This window comes from Levilactobacillus suantsaii (assembly GCF_004115745.1).
Lineage (GTDB): Bacteria > Bacillota > Bacilli > Lactobacillales > Lactobacillaceae > Levilactobacillus > Levilactobacillus suantsaii.
In genome coordinates this window covers 82,203-98,901 of record NZ_QXIL01000008.1, presented here as the reverse complement: position 1 = coordinate 98,901, position 16,699 = coordinate 82,203, and the positions used below count along the sequence as shown (strand labels likewise).

Sequence of the window (16,699 nt, the reverse complement as noted above, 5' to 3'; positions counted from 1 at the left end):
TCGGAACTTCTTCATCTGGTGTGGCATCAGTTGATGGTTCATCCTCATCATCGTTGTCATCAGTATCTGGTTCCGTTGGGACTTCCGTACTCCCATCAGTATCCGGGTTGTCTGGTGTAATTGGCGTTTCTGGTTGCGTCTCATCTTCATCATCGGCCGGAACTTCTTCATCTGGAGTTGGATTTGGCGTGGTACCAGTTGATGGTTCATCCTCATCGTCGTTGTCATCAGTATCTGGTTCTGTTGGGACTTCCGTACTCCCATCAGTATCCGGGTTGTCTGGTGTAGTTGGCGTTTCTGGTTGCGTCTCATCTTCATCATCAGCCGGAACTTCTTCATCTGGAGTTGGATTTGGCGTGGTACCGGTTGATGGTTCATCCTCATCGTCGTTGTTATCCGTATCCGGCTTCGTTGGCGTTTCCGTACTTTCGTCAGTATCTGGCTTCGTTGGCGTTTCTTCATTATCAGGTTCTGGATCTGGTGCCGGCGTTACTCCCGTGACCCATAACTTGATGTAGCCTTCTCGATTTAAATATTGGGTTAAGAATCTATTATTAAAGGTTACAATCCCCGTTTGTGAACCCACTGTAATTTCTCCCGTTCCAATCGTTTTTTTAGGACCCTTAGTTCCTACCATTTCGAACTTTTCATCTCTAGCAACTTTAACGTTCGAGGGAATTTGAAATTTCATGGTATCTCTATTTAAAATCGGGACATACTCCGGCAATGTCCAAGTGTATTCAACCGTAAATTCTTGATTCGTGTATAGATCAGCGGTATGGGATTGAACCATTCCATCCGTGTCTTTAATCACCGCACTCGCTGCGTCCAATCCGGTGCCTTGCCATTCACGCGCATATCCCTTCAAATCGGAGTCTCCCGCCCCAAAAGCCGCTAATCCTAAACCTAAACCAATCGTCGTCTGCCAAATTTTCTTCATCTTTTTTCCACCTATTCTTTTAATTGCTTTCTTAGCTGTTTTATACGTCATCTCGTTTCAGTAACTTTGAAACCGGTAATTCCTATTTCTAATAACTTTTACTGTCCACTAGTGAAGTAATCCTTTACCCGTTAGTGCACATGATTCGGTTAATTTCGAAGCGCTAAACAAATTTACTCGTTGAGTATAGCGTAGGCTGAGCCCTACGTGGGCCTAAACGCAATTTTAATTGACCACTCTTTGAAAAAGACTTTCACATACACAACTAAGTTAGTTTTTATGCCCAGCATTTCACAGGATTTTGACGCTCTCCAATCGCCTATCCGCTCGTAAATAAAGTGTTTCCTAATAGTATACAAATTAACCCAAATCTTTAGTGAACTACTTGTGGAGTCAAAGATTAAATCAACATGCTTAAGCCAACATTATCCCTATTTCAGTGCCATATTTACAGCTCGTCTCGAAAACTATATACTTGGATTTATTCTGAAAATTGGAAGTGACTCCGAATGTATCAAATTTTGACCGACTCCGAGTGCGGTCTCCCGGCAGCAACGCTCCAGGAGCACCACGTGGAAGTTATCCCGTTTCATTTTGAAGTCAACGGTCAAACCGTTGCTAGCGACTTAGCGAATGATCAACTACTCGAAGATCTCTACGCTAAAGTCAAGGCGGGCATTCAACCAACGACGTCTGCCATCAACGTTGGTGAATACATCGAATTCTTTAAACCTTACGTACTGGCTCAAACGCCAATCTTATTCTTAGGGACCTCCAGTGCTCTTAGCAGTTCCTACGCCAACGCGGTGCAGGCTCGCCAGATTCTTCTGGAATCCCACCCCCAGGCCGAAATTCACATCGTCGACACCTTAGCGGCCTGCGCCGGTGAAGGTCGCCTAGTCCTTGAGGCCATCCATCTTCAAGCCGACCAGACGCCCCTCGCAGACGTTATCGACTGGATAATGGACAACCGACTACGTGTTCAACACTGGTTTACCGTCGACAGTCTTGATTTTCTCTACCACGGTGGTCGGATCTCGAAAGCCACGGCGACCCTGGGCACTTTGCTACATATCAAGCCCTTGTTAAACGTCAACGCTACGGGAAAATTGCAAATGGTCAGCAAGATTCGGACCCGGAAGCACGCCTTGACCGCATTAGCGGATCACGCTAAAGCCGCGTTGAAACTCGACGCAACGCAACCGGTCCTGATTTCGACCAGTGGTGATTGGGAAGCCGCTCAGACCGTCCAGGATTTGATTCACGCTGACTTTCCGCAGGTCAACTGCCACATTGGCCCACGATTGCCTGTCACACCGGTTTTGGCTGTGTCGCGGTTTTCGTCACTGGTCCCGCCAGTGAACGCCAGGATAGTAACAATTAATTTTAAAAATCTAAGTCATGACCCCAAACAGCCTGAGGACACCGTGGTCCCCAGGCTGTTTGGCGTTACTTAACGAAAATCCTTCGGGCGTTATTGCTTCCTGGCACCGTTGTAATCGTTTTACCGTTCATTTTTGGTCAACCAGTGGTACTCTTAAAATAGTTCCTTTTGACTAAAACAGCCATTGGTTATCAACGATTGGCGTTTAAGCGCTAGCTGATTAGTGGTCGAAAAAGTGCCTTATCCAGCACGCCATTTTCTGGTGGTCACAGTGGTGGCAATCTTAGACCTTGGCTTTACCTGTTTCAGCCATGATTACGTCCGGGAGGTTTCAGCATGATTATACTTATCTTATCTATTGGCATTATTTTACTTTTCGTGGGAGCCTTGGTACTCCCTAATCGCATCAGTCGAATCAGCGTGACGCTAGTGGGAATCCTCATCGCCCTGGGCGCCACCATCATCCTGGTCGGCAATAGTAAGCGACACTGGGGGATGAAACAGGTCACCACGACCAATCGCACGACGATCACCTCTACTTCACCCACCAAGCAACTCAGCGTCTTAGTCTATCAACCCCTGCAAAACTCTAAAACGAAGCGGGTCTACGTTTACCGCACCATGGACAGCGACCAGGAACAGCGCACTTCGGCCAGCTCGACGACCCACAATAAAGTCACCCACCAAGCGACCACTACGGCCCAATTGGAGACGAAGACCACCACTTGGCACTACCGTAATCACCGCTGGCGGGTCTTGTTCAGCCACACCGGTAAGCACACCAATCTGGTCAAACAGACCAACACCTTCATTCTTCCCCACAACTGGGTGACGTTGACGAGTCAGCAGGCCCAATGGCTCAATGCAGCGACTAAAGAACAGGCCAAATCTAACCAGAAAAATAAAAAGAAGGCCGTTACTAAAATCGTGAAGCAACAAGCGGTAACCCGTGAATTCAACAAACAGGAACCAAAACAACTCAAACGCCTGGTTAAATTAGCCAAGCAACAAGCTAACTAAAGATGATCAGGTAAACTAAAAGGCGTCACGACCGAAAGCTCAGTCGTGACGCCTTTTTAAAATCCACTAGTTACTGTTTTACTCCAGGTACTGCTTAGTCGACGCTACAATCTCTTGCAGCCCCTTCTTCGCATCGGAGAAGAACATCTGCGTGTTATCCATCGAGAACAATGGGTTTTGAACCCCGGCATACCCGGTACTCATCGACCGCTTGATGACAACGACAGACTTCGACTTGTCGACGTCTAGAATCGGCATCCCGGAAATGGCGTTGCCGCTCTCCCGCGCTAACGGGTTCGTGACATCGTTGGCCCCAATGACCAGCGCCACGTCGGTGTTTTCAAACATCGGGTTGGCGTCATCCAGTTGCTTCATTTGATCGTACGGCACGTTCACGTCGGCCAGCAACACGTTCATGTGCCCTGGCATCCGCCCGGCAACCGGGTGAATGGCGTAGTTCACGCCGATGCCTTTATCGGTCAAGACCTTGGCCAATTCGGCCACCTCGTGTTGGGCTTGCGCCGCAGCGAGCCCGTAACCAGGCACAATCATGACGTTTTGGGCGTAGGCCAATTGTAACCCAATGTCATCGGCTGACGTTTCCTTGACGTCAACCGGTACGGCATCGGCGGCGCTCCCAGAATCGCTATCACCAGTCCCGAAGCCCCCGGCCAAGATATTGGCCACGGACCGGTTCATGGCATCGGCCATTTGCAGCGTCAAGATGGTCCCGGCGGCCCCAACTAAGGCCCCGGCGATGATCAAGACTTGGTTGTTGATAACGAACCCGGCAAAGGCGACCGCCAAACCAGTGAAGGCATTCAACAGTGAAACCACGACCGGCATATCGGCCCCACCAATTGGTAAGGTCATCAACAACCCGAAGCACAAACTCATGACTAAGGCTAAGACCACGTACCAAACGTTGGTGGCGTAGCCCAGCATCAGCCAAGCGGAGACTAAGATGGCCAAAACGACGATAACGTTTAAAAGTCGCGCCCCCGGGAAGGTAATCGGCTTGCCCGGCACGTGACCGGACAACTTCCCGGTCGCAATCAGTGATCCGGAGAAGGTAATCCCCCCGATGACCACGTCCAGCAGAACTGGTAACGAGAAGGCGATACTCAGGCTCGCCCCGTCGCCCTTCAAGAGGTAATCGAAAATCCCGATTACCGCGGCAGCCCCGCCCCCAACGGCGTTAAAGAGACTGACTAATTGCGGGACGTCGGTCATGGGCACCTTACGCGCCTTGACGACCCCGTAAAGAATTCCTAGTGCCAGGCCTAAGATCAAGACGATCCAGCCAACACTATCGATGGTGCCTTCCACAATGATCGTGACAATAATCGTAATAACCGCTAAAAACATCCCGATTGCGGAAAGCCCGTTCCCGCGCCGTGCCGTCTTCGGTGACCGCATCATGTGGACACCCAAAACATAGCAAATCGCGGAAACTAAGTAAATTAATGATGATACCGTTTGTAACGCACTCATTTCTGATCAGCCTCCCCTTTTGGTTTGGCAGCCGGCTTACGGTCAAACATGCCCAACATCCGGTCGGTGACGGTGTAACCGCCGGCAACGTTGACCGCCGCAAAGAAGGCGCCCAAGAAGGCTAACACGTAAAAGACGGCGCTGTTAGCTTCCGCCGCAATCACGAAGGCCCCAACGACAACGACCCCGTGAATCGCGTTGGCCCCGGACATCATTGGCGTTTGCAGGGTAGCTGGAATCTTACTCATGACCTCAAAGCCCACTAAGAGACTCAATACAAAGATAGCTAAATTCGTAAATAACTCTTCACTCATGACTAATCAGCTCCTTTAGTCTTGGTTGCTTCCGTGGCATCCGTGGTCGCCGCCGTCTCATCCGCTGCTGGTTCAGCGGGGTGGCGGTCCGGTAACTTCATGGCGGAACGAACCCGACTACTGATGAATTCACCTTGGTAGGTGGCTAATAATTCGCCCACCACTTCATCGTCCACGTCGAAAGTCAACTCGCCATCTTTGGTGATATCGGTGATGACGGCCTGCACGTTCTTGGCGAACATGTCCGACGCCGAAGCGGGTAACTGACTGGCCATGTCACCGGCCGCAATGATCTGTGCGCCGTTCTTGGTGGTCACCGTCTCGCCTTCCTTAGACCCGGCGACGTTGCCCCCTAAGGCACTAGCCGCCAGGTCGATAAAGATAGTCCCGGCCTTGGCCTGGTCTACGGACTCTTGGGTGACCAACAATGGTGGTCGGCGACCCGGAACTTGAGCGGTAGTGATGATGACATCATTTTCCGCGATGAATCCAGCCAGTTCCGCCTGTTGCTTGGCCGTTTCTTCCTTAGTCAATGCCCGCGCGTAACCGCCTTCACCGGTGGCTGAAACGGACGTGGTCAAGAACTTAGCCCCCAGGGATTCCACTTCACCCCGAGACGCAGGCCGAATATCATAACCAGAGACCATCGCGCCTAACCGATTGGCGGTCCCGATGGCTTGGAGTCCGGCAACCCCGGTCCCTAAGACCAAGACTTTAGCCGGCTTGGCAGTCCCCGCAGCCGTAATCATCATCGGTAAGTACCGACTGAAGCGATCCGCGGCCAGCAACGCCGCCTTATAGCCAGCGACACTAGATTGCGAACTCAACACATCCATCGTTTGGGCTCGAGAAACCGTCCGCGGGAGGAGTTCGAACGCCAGTGCGTTGATCTTCTTAGCTGCCAGCTTCTTGACGAACTCCAAATCTGTAAGCGGTGCCAAAAGTCCCAATAACGTTTGTCCTGCCTGCATGTGATCCACGACGTCTGCCCCGGGCTGACCAACCGTCGCAATCAGCGACGCCTTTTCAATTGCAGTGTTCCGGTCAACCACCTGGGCCCCAGCATCCGTATACACGGTATCCTGATAGAACGCACGGTCGCCAGCGCCCTTTTCAATGAAGACTTGGTAGTCTTGTTTGACGAGCTTACCGACAACGTCCGGTGACAAAGCGACTCGGTTTTCACCTGGCGCTTCTTTCAAAGCCGAAATGGTAATTGCCATACCACACATCTCCCTTTTAGTAAATTCTTCACAATTCCACTATAAAGCAATTTTTCATGCAAAACAATGGCTAACGGCGAAAATCCCGCCGTCTTGTTGGTTGACTTGCCCCATTCGCCGGCCTTTGGGTGACCCCGAAGTTTTCTGAAAAAGTTCCCGGTAGCTCCCGAGAAAAACGCGTTGCCCCAACTTATTTTCACATGCTGAACAAGCAAAACCACCTCTCTGGACGACAAATCAAACCGCCTATGCACGATTTTTTACTCAGCTGATTTTTATTCACCTGGTGAATGGCTAACATCATTCATCCCCGGGTAAAATCCCTGAACTTTCCCTTCATTTTGAACCCGTTTCTTCTATATAATAGTGTCATTTTATTTCAGACCAAAAAGGCGTTCGGTAGTTGTGCCCGGACGTCAAACAAACTCTCAGCTTCCACTTAAACAAATCGCCGACGCCACCACCAACTAAGTAAGCTCCCCAAGAGTAAGCTCAAGCCTACGCGGCTTAAGTCTCGCTCTGGTTGGTCAGCTGTTTGGGGCAACTTAAGCGCCACGGGCGTGGAACTAGTGGTCGGCGGCGTTGACGACCCATTGACTATTCCATTGCCCATATCATTTCCAATGGGCCCCGTGGCGGAGACACCGTTTGCCGGCAGGCTGGCGCCGATCCCATTCGTCGCCCCTGGCGCTGTTACCGGAGGATTATCTAAATGCCCAGCGGGGGCACCATGACCTGATGGCGTAGGTTGACCTGGCAGACCGCCCATGCCCGGATGCCAACTAAGTCCAGCCTCCCCGGGATGATTGGCTTGTGGTCCCGTGACCACCGGGGTCTGGTCAGTCCCATCACTAATGCCGGGATAACTCGGCATCCCCGTTGCCGGGGGTTGCGGCAACGTTTCAACTTGTGGCGGCGTGCTTTCTGGACTAGTGCCAGGAAGGGGCGGATTGGTTACTAGACCGTTTTCTGGTGGGGTCGCTGGCGCCGGCGTCACGCCAGCACCCCCGTTTACCGGTGGGTTAGCCACGTCTTGTTGCGCGACTTGAATACTACCGGACGCCGTGGCCGGTACGGTGAAGCTCACCGGCGTGGGGTTGCGGTGGTAACCCACCGGTGCTTGGACTTCCGTTAACGTATAATCCCCCGCTGCTAAATCAGTGACCGTTAGCTTCCCAGCGGCATCTGTGGTCAGTCCCGTTTGCAGGACCGCCCCCGTGAGGGCATTCTGCAACTCATAAACGGCTCCGCTCAGGACTTGTCCAGTACTCGTTGTCTTAGTCAAGGCCACGGTCCCCGCCGCGACGGGTGTTTCAGCCGGCGGGGTGGCTGCGGCCTGATCATTTTCATAGAGCTGCTCGATGGCCGTAGCCCCTGCCGTGATCGTAAACGGAATGGCAATTGGCTTCAAGCTATAGCCAGTGGGCGCCTTGGTTTCGACCAGAACGTAATCACCAGCGTGCAACTTTTTGAGACTGATCTGGCCGTTAGCATCCGTGGTCAATCCGGCTTCCACCACGGCCCCATCACTTTGCAAAACTTCAAACTCCGCTCCGGGCAAAGCTACGCCGTCAGTCCCGGTCTTGTTCAAAACCACGCCGCCATAGGTGCCCGTGCCACTACCGTTACCTCCAAACGGGATACTGGCCGTGACGGTCTGACCATTGGCGCTCGCCGTATTGGTCCAGGTCTGACTCCCCGGACTCACCCGCGGCACACTTTGATAGGTCATGTCGACCGCCGTGGTGACCCCACTAAAGGCAAAAGTCAGCGTTTGGCCGTTTTGCGTGACCGTCGGCGTCAAATGTCCCCCGTCGGCCACGAAGCTCCCCGCAGCGTCATACGCACCGGTCGCTGCCGTCACACTTCCCGGCACGTAAGTCTGATTTGGTCCCAAGGCGTCCGTAATCGTGATTCTCCCCAGATTCTCACTGCCCGCATTAAATGCCACGTTCCATAAGAGAGTCGTTGGGTTGCCCGCATCATCTTTATTGGCGATCCAACCGATCTTATTGACAGTCCAATTATTATCCGTCGTTTCGTTGTCCGTGGTCCCCTTGGTGAAGAGCGTCAAGGTCCCCTTGCGGTCCACCGCATCTTCAGCGGCCGCCGTAAAGTTCAAGGTTCCCGTGGTCGCCCCGACCTTAATTGTAAATTGACCGATGATTTGCCCCGTCTGATTCGTTAAGGGCACCGTGGTGTCATCCGCGGCGACCAACCCCGTCGGAAGCGTCACGCTGGTCGTCTGGTTAGCAATCGAAACGTCGTCTGGAAGCGACCAATGATAACTCACTTCGTAATTTTCCCACTTATTAAAGGCCGTGCCATTGGTCACCGGTTATCCCGTCGAGGTCGTGATATTGGCTTCACTGGGTTGGAGTCCTGCCACTGCGACCGCGGCTTGAGCTGATAACGGCCCCGCTAAAAAAGCCCCTAATAAGAGGCCACTGAGTCCTAAAATCACCGCATAAATCCATCTGCGCATCTTGGTCGTCCCCCTCTCATGACGACGTGCCGCCCTCGGACAGGATCACGTGCCCCTATCGTCGGCAACCCTCACGGTCTCGTCATGACATCCTGGACTAACCTGGGACATCTCCCCAACTTGACCACCTTCACTATAGTAGTTTCCAGTTACCCGCCCCTTACCAACGGCTTCCTTTACCCGCTGGTTAGAGTACTGAGGACCCACAACTAATGGCAACCGGTCTTAAAAGTTGCTTTTTTCAGTTGAATTTTGCGAATTTTTTCGGCGTCAAGGGAATTTTGCGGTTATTTTTTCTCTTTTTTGGCGTGATTAGGCGTAAAAATTCGCACGATTTTTATTGCCAACACCCAAATTTCGGTAACAAGTTTAATAATCTTTACAATTTTCAAAAACGCCTGTTTAGCTACTGGCCCATCTGATTAACCGTTTTATTTGTTTTTTAAACGGGAACATTAAGATGACAAATATTACAAAATTGTGTTTTTCTGCAACGTCTTGCCGTCTGTTCTTAATGTCAGTGATACTGTCAGGTAACACTGAGCCGGTAAACTTTGAGTCATTGATTAAGTTAGCCAACACAATTAATCAAGTCATGTCACGCACACGTAGTATTAAAAAAATAGGAGTGTATATTTTGAATAAATTTGTTACAACATTTTTCGCAACAACCGCAGCGGCCGTTGGTTTGTTCTTCGCCGGCTCTGTCAACGCTGATGCTTCCACGACTTACACGGTTAAGTCTGGCGACTCTGTTTGGGCAATCTCCCAAAAGTACAACACGACTATCAACGCCATTGAAACGGCTAACCACATCCAAAACCACTTGATCTTACCAGGTCAACACTTAACGATTACGGATGGCACGTCAACGACTAAGACGCAAACCACTTACACGACGCCTGCTAAGTCAACGCAATCCTCGACTTACAGCAACCAAGCTTCGTCTAACAACAGTAGCCAAGCAAACACGTCCAGCAACTACAGCAGCAACAACTACAGCAACCAAGCAAACACGACGTCGACGCAATCCACGTCCAACGCTTCTTCTTCCAACAGTTCCAACAGCTCTAGCAGCAACTCAAGCTACACTGGTAGCAACTTGAAGAGCTACGTCTTAAGCCAAATGTCTTCACGGACCGGTGTTTCTGCTTCTACTTGGAACACTATCATCCAACGTGAATCCAACTGGCAACCATCTGTTCGGAACAGTTCTAGTGGTGCTTACGGCTTGTTCCAAAACATGCACATCTCTAGTGGTTCCGTCAGCGAACAAGTTGATGCAGCCGTTAGCCTGTACAACGCACAAGGGATGAGTGCTTGGGCTCTCTAAGCCTAACCTCAACCTTTAACGGATTAGACCATGATGGTCTCTTCTAAATTAAACCGGGTCCGATTTCTCAATTTTGAGAAGTCGGACCCGGTTTTTGTTTGGATTCAGTGAAACTGCTATGGTTTGTGACCAGTTAACCCCCTAGTTTTCTCCAATCCGCCTTCTCCGGTTGGTTACGCCACTGACTTAAGGTTGTGCCACTTATGGGGCCCACAGTCTTCGATTTTATTGGAAACCCCGCGACTTTGTAATATTTCTCACGATTAATTGCCTGGAGACGGTAACCCCCGGTACATTGCGGTTAGGGTAATTCATTAAGCGATTTAATTTTCTTGGAAAGCCTCCTAAACACTGGTTTCACGGCTCGGATGCGCTTTCGTTTGTGATACCAGTTTAACGCCCTGGTAATAACTCCTTAACACAACTGCAACATTCATCGGTTATGCTACGAGTAATTAAGCAACAAATCGGAACGCACATAGATTAGGAGTTATCGAAAATGTCGAAATTCAAACTTAAACTGGCTACATTCTTTTTACTATTTAGTTTTTCCTTTGGGATGGTCTCAGACGTCTCAACTAGTCTGGGAGTCCCCGCTACGGTGACGGCCCAAGCGTCTAAATTATCGGCTAAGCAAAAGAAAAAGATCAAGAAGATCAACGCGTCATTGTCTAAGAAACAAAAGGCCGCTAAGAAGTGGATTGCCTACCGTGAATCCGGCTATAGTTACACCGCTAAGAACGGAAAATGTTACGGTCGGTACCAACTTTTGAAGTCTTACTTGCACGGAAATTATTCTCCGGCTAACCAGGAAAAGACGGCTAACAAGTACGTGTCTGGCCGTTATGGCACCTGGACCAAGGCGAAGAAGTTCTGGCAACATCACCACTGGTACTAAAAACCTAATCTAATTGAGCGCAAAAAAAGGCGGTGTCCGCAATGGGCACCGCCTTTTTGATTGTCTCTAAATCACATCGGTATCGTCGCTATCGCCATACTTGTGGCGTAAGTAATAGTACAGCGGAATCCCTAAAGCAATCACCAACATCGAGACCGCTGCCCCGGCAAAGTCGGAGAACAATTCGCTGACGACCACGAAGCCCGTACCTAAAATCGCTAAGATGGGCACCACGGGATAACCCGGCGTGCGGAATCCTTTAGGCTTGCCCCCGTGTCGGCGCCGCAGGATGAACACACCGATAAATGCCGCAATGTAGAAGCTGTACATCACGAAGATACACAGCTCCGATAAGCGGTCCGTATCGATGGTCAGAATCATCGCCGCCGTCAGGACCAATAACGTCACGATAGCTACGACTGGCGTGTGCGTTTTCGGACTCAATCGACTGAGGTGCTTGGCAAACGGCAATTGGTGCTTAGCCGCCATCGCGTAGTAGATCCGCGGAAAAGTCATGATTTTTCCATTAAGTGCCCCAATGATGGATATCATAATGCCAATATTAATCAGCCGACCGCCCCAGACCCCAAAGGCACTGGTGGCAAAGTATGCCGTGGCGTTTTCACCCAGCTCGTTGATGCGCGTGGCACTCATTGAGCGGAAGATGCCGTAGGTGACGCCCAGATACAGGACGATAATGATGGCAATGCCTAAAATAATCGCCAACGGCAACAACTTTTCCGGCCGCTTGATCTCACCACCCAAATTGGTGATGAGGATCCAGCCGTCATAAGCGAAAATAGTCCCCAGCACGGCGACCCCAAAGTTACCCATGCTCTGATGAACCGTGGTAATCGTTTCGCCAAAGGCGCTCTCGTGGCCGAAAAACAAGCCGAACAACACGATCACGGCAATCGGCAGGAGTTTGCAAATCGTGGTCACAATCGCAAACGCCGCACCGTAACGATTCTCTAACATGTTGAGGATGGCAATCAACACGATGGTCAGAATTGCAATCGGCGCTTTCCAGACCGAACTGATGCCGAAAAAGTTGACCATGAGTAGCCCTAAGTACCCGGCAATCGAGCCGACAATTGATGGCGCATAGACAATAACTTGCATCCAACCAGACATGAAGCCCCAAAACTCACCGTAGATGTGGGCCATGTATTGGTACAGCCCCCCGGTATGGGGAATCTGAGCCCCGATTTCAGACAGCGTCAGCCCGTCAGCGAGCGTGATCAGCCCGCCTAAGAGCCACGCCAGTAACGCTAAATTTGTGGACCCCGTCATCTGCAGGACCGAAGCCTGCTTGAAAAATATCCCGGAGCCGATGACGGTCCCAATCACGAGCGCCAGAGCCGACCACAGCCCCAGCGATCGGTTCAACCCAACCGTTGTCTCTTTCAAATTTCTCCATCTCTTTCTTCTCTCATACCCACAAGACCGCTTTTTAGTCAGCCAAAAATTTACTGGGTTAGGTTACAGTATACTGAACTTGTCCGACCGACGCAATTAGAAGTCCCCCGCGAGAAATTCACTGCTCCACTTGACGGAAAAACCTCTATAATGGAACCTTGTAATGATTTTTGCCGAACAATAATTTTGAAAGGATAATTTTTTAATGACGAATAAAAGGATCTCCCGATCATTAATTGTCATGGTCTTTGGAACCTTCTTTGGGATTCTGTGTTCCACTTTGATTAACACGGGACTGCCCCAGTTAATGACCGCGTTTCACGTCGGGGAAGCCCGGGTGCAATGGGTGACCAACGGTTATATGCTGGTCAACGCTTTGATGATTCCGGTGAGTGCCTACCTGATCAAACGCTTCATGTTTCGAAACCTCTACATATTGGCGACCACCATCTTCTTGCTGGGTACCTTGCTCGGCGCACTCTGCCACCAGTTCATCCTGGTCATCTTCGCCCGGATGATTCAAGCTATGGGCGCCGGGATGATGATGCCCTTAGTCAACGTGCTGGCGATTCGTTACGCTAAGCCCGAAAAGAAGGGCGCCATCATGGGGATTATTGGACTAGCCTTCAATTTCTCCCCCATTATCGGGCCCACCGTGTCCGGAGTCATTCTGGACTACTTGTCCTGGCGATACCTGTTCATCATCATTCTACCGTTCATCGTGGCGACCTTGATTGCTTCAATCATCATTCTGCCCAAGATTCCCCATAATGAAGCCCCGCAGTTTGACTTACGCGGGTTGATTATCATCAGTCTGGGGCTCTGGGCGGTCCTGATGGGCTTGTCTAACATCTCTACGGCCAACTTTCTGTCCTGGCAGGTTGGCGGTCTGGTCGTGGTCGGCGCTATCTTTACGGGTATTTTTTACCTCACCCAACGACACAGTACTGATCCTCTGATCAACCTGCACGTCTTTAACCACCAGCAGTTCGTGGTGGCCACAGTGGTCAACATGCTGATTGTCGCCACCATGTATGGTAATACCATTCTGTTACCGTTATTGATCCAAACGATTCAACACCGTAGCGCCCTGGTCTCCGGGCTGGTCATCCTGCCTGGCGCCTTGTTGACTGGAACCCTGTCCCGACTGAGTGGCCGGCTTTATGACCGCATCTCGGTCCGGAAATTGGTCTTTACTGGCCTGTGTATCGACTGTGTCGGCACGCTGATGCAAGCCTTCGTCGGTACCGAAAGTTCGGCCTGGGTCCTGGCCGTCTTCCAGGCGGTCCGCCAGTTGGGGTTAGTCACCATGCTGATCCCCATTCAGACCCACGCATTGGGCCTGTTGCCCTATGATATGGTGCCCGATGGTGTGGCAACGTTCAACACGATTCGCCAGGTTGCAGCCTCCTTTGGGACGGCGATTATCATCGCGGTGGTCGCCGTGGTCAACGACCGCACGCCTGGTGACGGCCGTTACGGCATCGAGGCCGGTTTCTTGGTCTGCCTACTGTTGTTGATCGCTTCCCTCGTTGTCGCGCGGCAACTCCGCCGGCAACCCGATTTGGCCCGGACGGTTAAGGCGTCTTAAAATCCTGAAACGACTCACGACAAAAGTTTCTTTGCCGTGAGTCGTTTTTTGATTGCACTATTTAATTAACGATAGCAGCCAACGGCGTCTAATGTATAGTGGCCTGCCGTCACCGTAACCACCACGTGATGAGTAGTGGGTGTCAGTCCAAACAACGTGATATTTTCACTTTTATCCGTTGCAGTCTGGGGAATAACATCGGGCCTAAGCACCTGGCCGTCAACTTCCAGACTAAGGTGACTAAGCGTTTCTTGGCGACCATACAAGGCAAATCCCGTACCAGTAAAATCAAAGCTGACCTGCGTTGTCGTGCCAGCCGAGCCAGTCGAAAGTGTCCGGTTCCAAATGGTATTGCCTAACCCGCAACGATGGGTCCAATTGCCCCGGTAATTGATCTGGGTATCTAGATCATCCAGCCGTTGATACTGAACGCCGCCAACTAAATTAGTTCGCCGTACACTGATTTGGCTGATGATGGTGTGATAATAGCCGCTCCCCAGTTTGACCCGTCCGCTATAATGTGGGTTATCCGTGACGACTGTTGTTAAGATCACCTGATGGTCAACCTGAGCTGTTAACTGATTACCAATCACCCCAAAACTGACCACATGGGCCGTGGTCGCGTCAAATTCGGGTACGTTACCTAACTCCATAACCTGATCTTCTATGATGAGCCGACAACTGCCATCAACTGACAGTTTAAAGACATACGGCGCACTTTCCAACCGCCCCTTAACATCGGTAAGCTGGTAAAGACCGATACCAAAGTAATTGCCATCCGGTGAATTTTGCTGTAACTGTGTGTCAAAAGCCATCGTGACTACGACCATGTAGTCGTGCCACCGGTCATCCCCCAGCGTTAGATTCGGCGCGTACGACTGTTCCCAGTCTAACGCTCGCTCCTGTTCACTAATCTTTTGTCGCAAAACGCCGTGTCCAGCTTGTACTTGAACTTCGAAGGCACCACCCTGGTCCGTGGTGTACCGTGGCGTTCCTCCCCGTTCTGTCTGGTAACGTTGCGCATAGGCAAAATCATCCTGGTAAAAGTTCTCGTGATTAGCCATCAACACTTCATTAGGTTGGGTAGCCATTTGCCGCGTGTATTGTACGGTAGAATCCGTTGCTAAATCGAGCGTTGTCGCCGTTAAAATTGCGTGAGGCGCTATCGTTATGGTGACTTGACCGTCCTGAATAGTCAAGCGCCCCAGATAGGCTTTTAAGTTGGTATCGTAAGCTTCGGCAGGACTAGTTGGTCCACTGGATTGCCACACCCCCAAGCTTTGCGGCGCACCCGGTAAATGTTTAACGGTAACTTGATACTGGCGGGAAACTGAACTGTCATTGACCATAATAATTGAATAATCTTTTTTACTCGGTGCCATCAGAGTTAGATAACTTGGGGATTCCGTGTGCGTGTCCAAGTTTTCCGTACCACCAACGCCACTACCACAAGCACTGGTCAGATAACGCCAAGCCTGGTCACTCGCCCAACCGGCATGAGCAAAGTCCGTGAAATGACGCAGAATCTGAAGTCCCACATTATCCACCTCGTAGTACCCGGACCACGGATGATTCGCCGTAATCAATTCTTTATGGCTGTAATTGACGCCAGGATAATACGCTGAAACGGCCGGTTGAAAGATATACAGGCTCCGTCGTGAGTTGACGTAGCTCTTAATTAACCGGTTCGCCACATCCAACCCACTTTGCTTGCCGCCAATACCGTCACCAGACGTAGCTCGAACTCGATATTGGCCAAAGGTCATCGGCGCAATTCCTTCGCTGTACCACACTTCACGGTGCTTATGATCTGCCAATTGGGTGTACGGATGCTGGGGGCCATCATCTGTATTGTAGTGATAACCCACGGCCGCGACCCGCTCTAAGAGGTCAGCATCCGCCAACATAGCATCCCCAAAATCCGTTTCGTAATTTTGGTCCGCCGCAATGATTTTGAGACGTTGATAGCGGGTTACCGGAAAATCCTGGGGAAAATCCTGGTCGCCTTGCACGCGGTCACTAAACCATTTAATCCACCGGTACATCGGATGTTTGGTCTCGTTACGGTCGGGGTCAATATAATCAAAGAGGTATCCGAACTGTTGGTAGGCTGCTACGACAGTTTGTTTATAAAGTTGATACATCGGTTCATAGGCCGTTACGGGTACCTTTTGGTCCGGGTCGGCGCTCTTAACTGCTTGCCACAAGGGACGCAAGTAACCTGGTTCTCCCCACCGTAACAAACAGGTCTTCAACTTAGGATTTATCTTCTTGGCATCCGCAATTAACTGATAACCGGCACCACGCAACACGTTGGCTGGTTCCGTGGCCGAACGTTTCGTTGCGGGTTCTGTACCTGACGAGGTATTGGCATCGTCACCCAATTCAACCTTGATCATCGTAATTAGTGGGTGCGGACCCCCAAATAAGATTTGGAGGATTTGTTGGTAACTCTCAGGATGCTCCCACTTGTAATCCAGCAACAACCGCGACGAATTGTTACAACTCAGGTAGCCAAATCCTTTAAACGTATTGGCGTCCTGAGCCGCCGTATCCAACAGCTGCCCATCGATAGTAATTTCTGTTGTCTTGACCATT

At 50.9% G+C, this 16,699-nt stretch carries 13 protein-coding genes; 5 read left to right on the top strand and 8 right to left on the bottom strand.

The features are described from left to right. Positions 1-940: Ig-like domain-containing protein (locus tag DXH47_RS06010; protein WP_404820011.1), on the bottom strand; the 940-nt coding region annotated here is incomplete at its 3' end. 509 nt (positions 941-1,449) lie between these two features. Here DXH47_RS06010 and DXH47_RS06005 point away from each other — a divergent pair. Beyond that, positions 1,450-2,397, top strand: a complete 948-nt coding sequence (locus tag DXH47_RS06005) for a DegV family protein (RefSeq protein WP_225423510.1) — start codon at positions 1,450-1,452, stop codon at positions 2,395-2,397. 263 nt (positions 2,398-2,660) lie between these two features. Then, the gene (locus DXH47_RS06000) at positions 2,661-3,344 is read left to right on the top strand and encodes a DUF4811 domain-containing protein (RefSeq protein WP_129032459.1); all 684 of its coding nucleotides are present in this window, start codon (positions 2,661-2,663) and stop codon (positions 3,342-3,344) included. A 78-nt stretch (positions 3,345-3,422) separates the two neighbouring features. Here DXH47_RS06000 and DXH47_RS05995 read toward each other — a convergent pair whose 3' ends face one another. From DXH47_RS05995 to DXH47_RS11655, 5 genes are all read right to left on the bottom strand, one after another. Next, a complete protein-coding gene (locus DXH47_RS05995) occupies positions 3,423-4,838 on the bottom strand; it encodes an NAD(P)(+) transhydrogenase (Re/Si-specific) subunit beta (RefSeq protein ID WP_129032458.1) in 1,416 nt (471 codons plus the stop codon). After that, positions 4,835-5,152: an NAD(P) transhydrogenase subunit alpha gene (locus tag DXH47_RS05990; RefSeq protein ID WP_129032457.1), complete on the bottom strand. Its 318-nt coding sequence runs from the start codon at positions 5,150-5,152 to the stop codon at positions 4,835-4,837. The genes DXH47_RS05995 and DXH47_RS05990 overlap by 4 nt, the downstream gene beginning before the upstream one ends. Before the next feature lie 2 nt (positions 5,153-5,154). After that, the gene (locus DXH47_RS05985) at positions 5,155-6,375 is read right to left on the bottom strand and encodes an NAD(P) transhydrogenase subunit alpha (RefSeq protein WP_129032456.1); all 1,221 of its coding nucleotides are present in this window, start codon (positions 6,373-6,375) and stop codon (positions 5,155-5,157) included. A gap of 439 nt (positions 6,376-6,814) precedes the next feature. Then, positions 6,815-8,710, bottom strand: a complete 1,896-nt coding sequence (locus DXH47_RS05980) for an MSCRAMM family protein (RefSeq protein ID WP_129032455.1) — start codon at positions 8,708-8,710, stop codon at positions 6,815-6,817. Positions 8,711-8,713: 3 nt separating this feature from the next. After that, positions 8,714-8,860 (bottom strand): hypothetical protein, encoded by a 147-nt coding sequence (locus tag DXH47_RS11655; protein WP_170954965.1) that lies wholly within the window; start codon positions 8,858-8,860, stop codon positions 8,714-8,716. Between the two features lie 595 nt (positions 8,861-9,455). On the opposite strand from DXH47_RS11655, the gene DXH47_RS05975 reads away from it, so the two are divergent. Then, positions 9,456-10,193: a LysM peptidoglycan-binding domain-containing protein gene (locus tag DXH47_RS05975; protein WP_455429372.1), complete on the top strand. Its 738-nt coding sequence runs from the start codon at positions 9,456-9,458 to the stop codon at positions 10,191-10,193. 499 nt (positions 10,194-10,692) lie between these two features. Further along, entirely contained in the window at positions 10,693-11,091 is a 399-nt protein-coding gene (locus tag DXH47_RS05970) for an aggregation-promoting factor C-terminal-like domain-containing protein (RefSeq protein WP_129032453.1), read from the top strand. A gap of 66 nt (positions 11,092-11,157) precedes the next feature. Here the strand turns inward: DXH47_RS05970 and DXH47_RS05965 are convergent, their stop codons facing one another. Continuing rightward, on the bottom strand, positions 11,158-12,501 hold the full coding sequence (locus tag DXH47_RS05965; RefSeq protein WP_129032452.1) for an APC family permease: 1,344 nt from the start codon (positions 12,499-12,501) through the stop codon (positions 11,158-11,160). A gap of 214 nt (positions 12,502-12,715) precedes the next feature. On the opposite strand from DXH47_RS05965, the gene DXH47_RS05960 reads away from it, so the two are divergent. After that, positions 12,716-14,101, top strand: coding sequence for a DHA2 family efflux MFS transporter permease subunit (locus tag DXH47_RS05960; protein ID WP_129032451.1), 1,386 nt, complete (start codon positions 12,716-12,718; stop codon positions 14,099-14,101). 65 nt (positions 14,102-14,166) lie between these two features. On the opposite strand, the gene DXH47_RS05955 is transcribed toward DXH47_RS05960, so the two are convergent. Continuing rightward, positions 14,167-16,698 (bottom strand): glycoside hydrolase family 30 protein, encoded by a 2,532-nt coding sequence (locus tag DXH47_RS05955; protein ID WP_129032450.1) that lies wholly within the window; start codon positions 16,696-16,698, stop codon positions 14,167-14,169. Position 16,699 lies beyond the last annotated feature (1 nt).

Coding starts and splice junctions, on each gene's coding strand:
- DXH47_RS06005 (WP_225423510.1), top strand. CDS start 1,450: ATGTATCAAATTTTGACCGACTCCGAGTGCGGTCTCCCGGCAGCAACG.
- DXH47_RS06000 (WP_129032459.1), top strand. CDS start 2,661: ATGATTATACTTATCTTATCTATTGGCATTATTTTACTTTTCGTGGGA.
- DXH47_RS05995 (WP_129032458.1), bottom strand. CDS start 4,838: ATGAGTGCGTTACAAACGGTATCATCATTAATTTACTTAGTTTCCGCG.
- DXH47_RS05990 (WP_129032457.1), bottom strand. CDS start 5,152: ATGAGTGAAGAGTTATTTACGAATTTAGCTATCTTTGTATTGAGTCTC.
- DXH47_RS05985 (WP_129032456.1), bottom strand. CDS start 6,375: ATGGCAATTACCATTTCGGCTTTGAAAGAAGCGCCAGGTGAAAACCGA.
- DXH47_RS11655 (WP_170954965.1), bottom strand. CDS start 8,860: ATGCGCAGATGGATTTATGCGGTGATTTTAGGACTCAGTGGCCTCTTA.
- DXH47_RS05975 (WP_455429372.1), top strand. CDS start 9,456: ATGTCACGCACACGTAGTATTAAAAAAATAGGAGTGTATATTTTGAAT.
- DXH47_RS05970 (WP_129032453.1), top strand. CDS start 10,693: ATGTCGAAATTCAAACTTAAACTGGCTACATTCTTTTTACTATTTAGT.
- DXH47_RS05960 (WP_129032451.1), top strand. CDS start 12,716: ATGACGAATAAAAGGATCTCCCGATCATTAATTGTCATGGTCTTTGGA.
- DXH47_RS05955 (WP_129032450.1), bottom strand. CDS start 16,698: ATGGTCAAGACAACAGAAATTACTATCGATGGGCAGCTGTTGGATACG.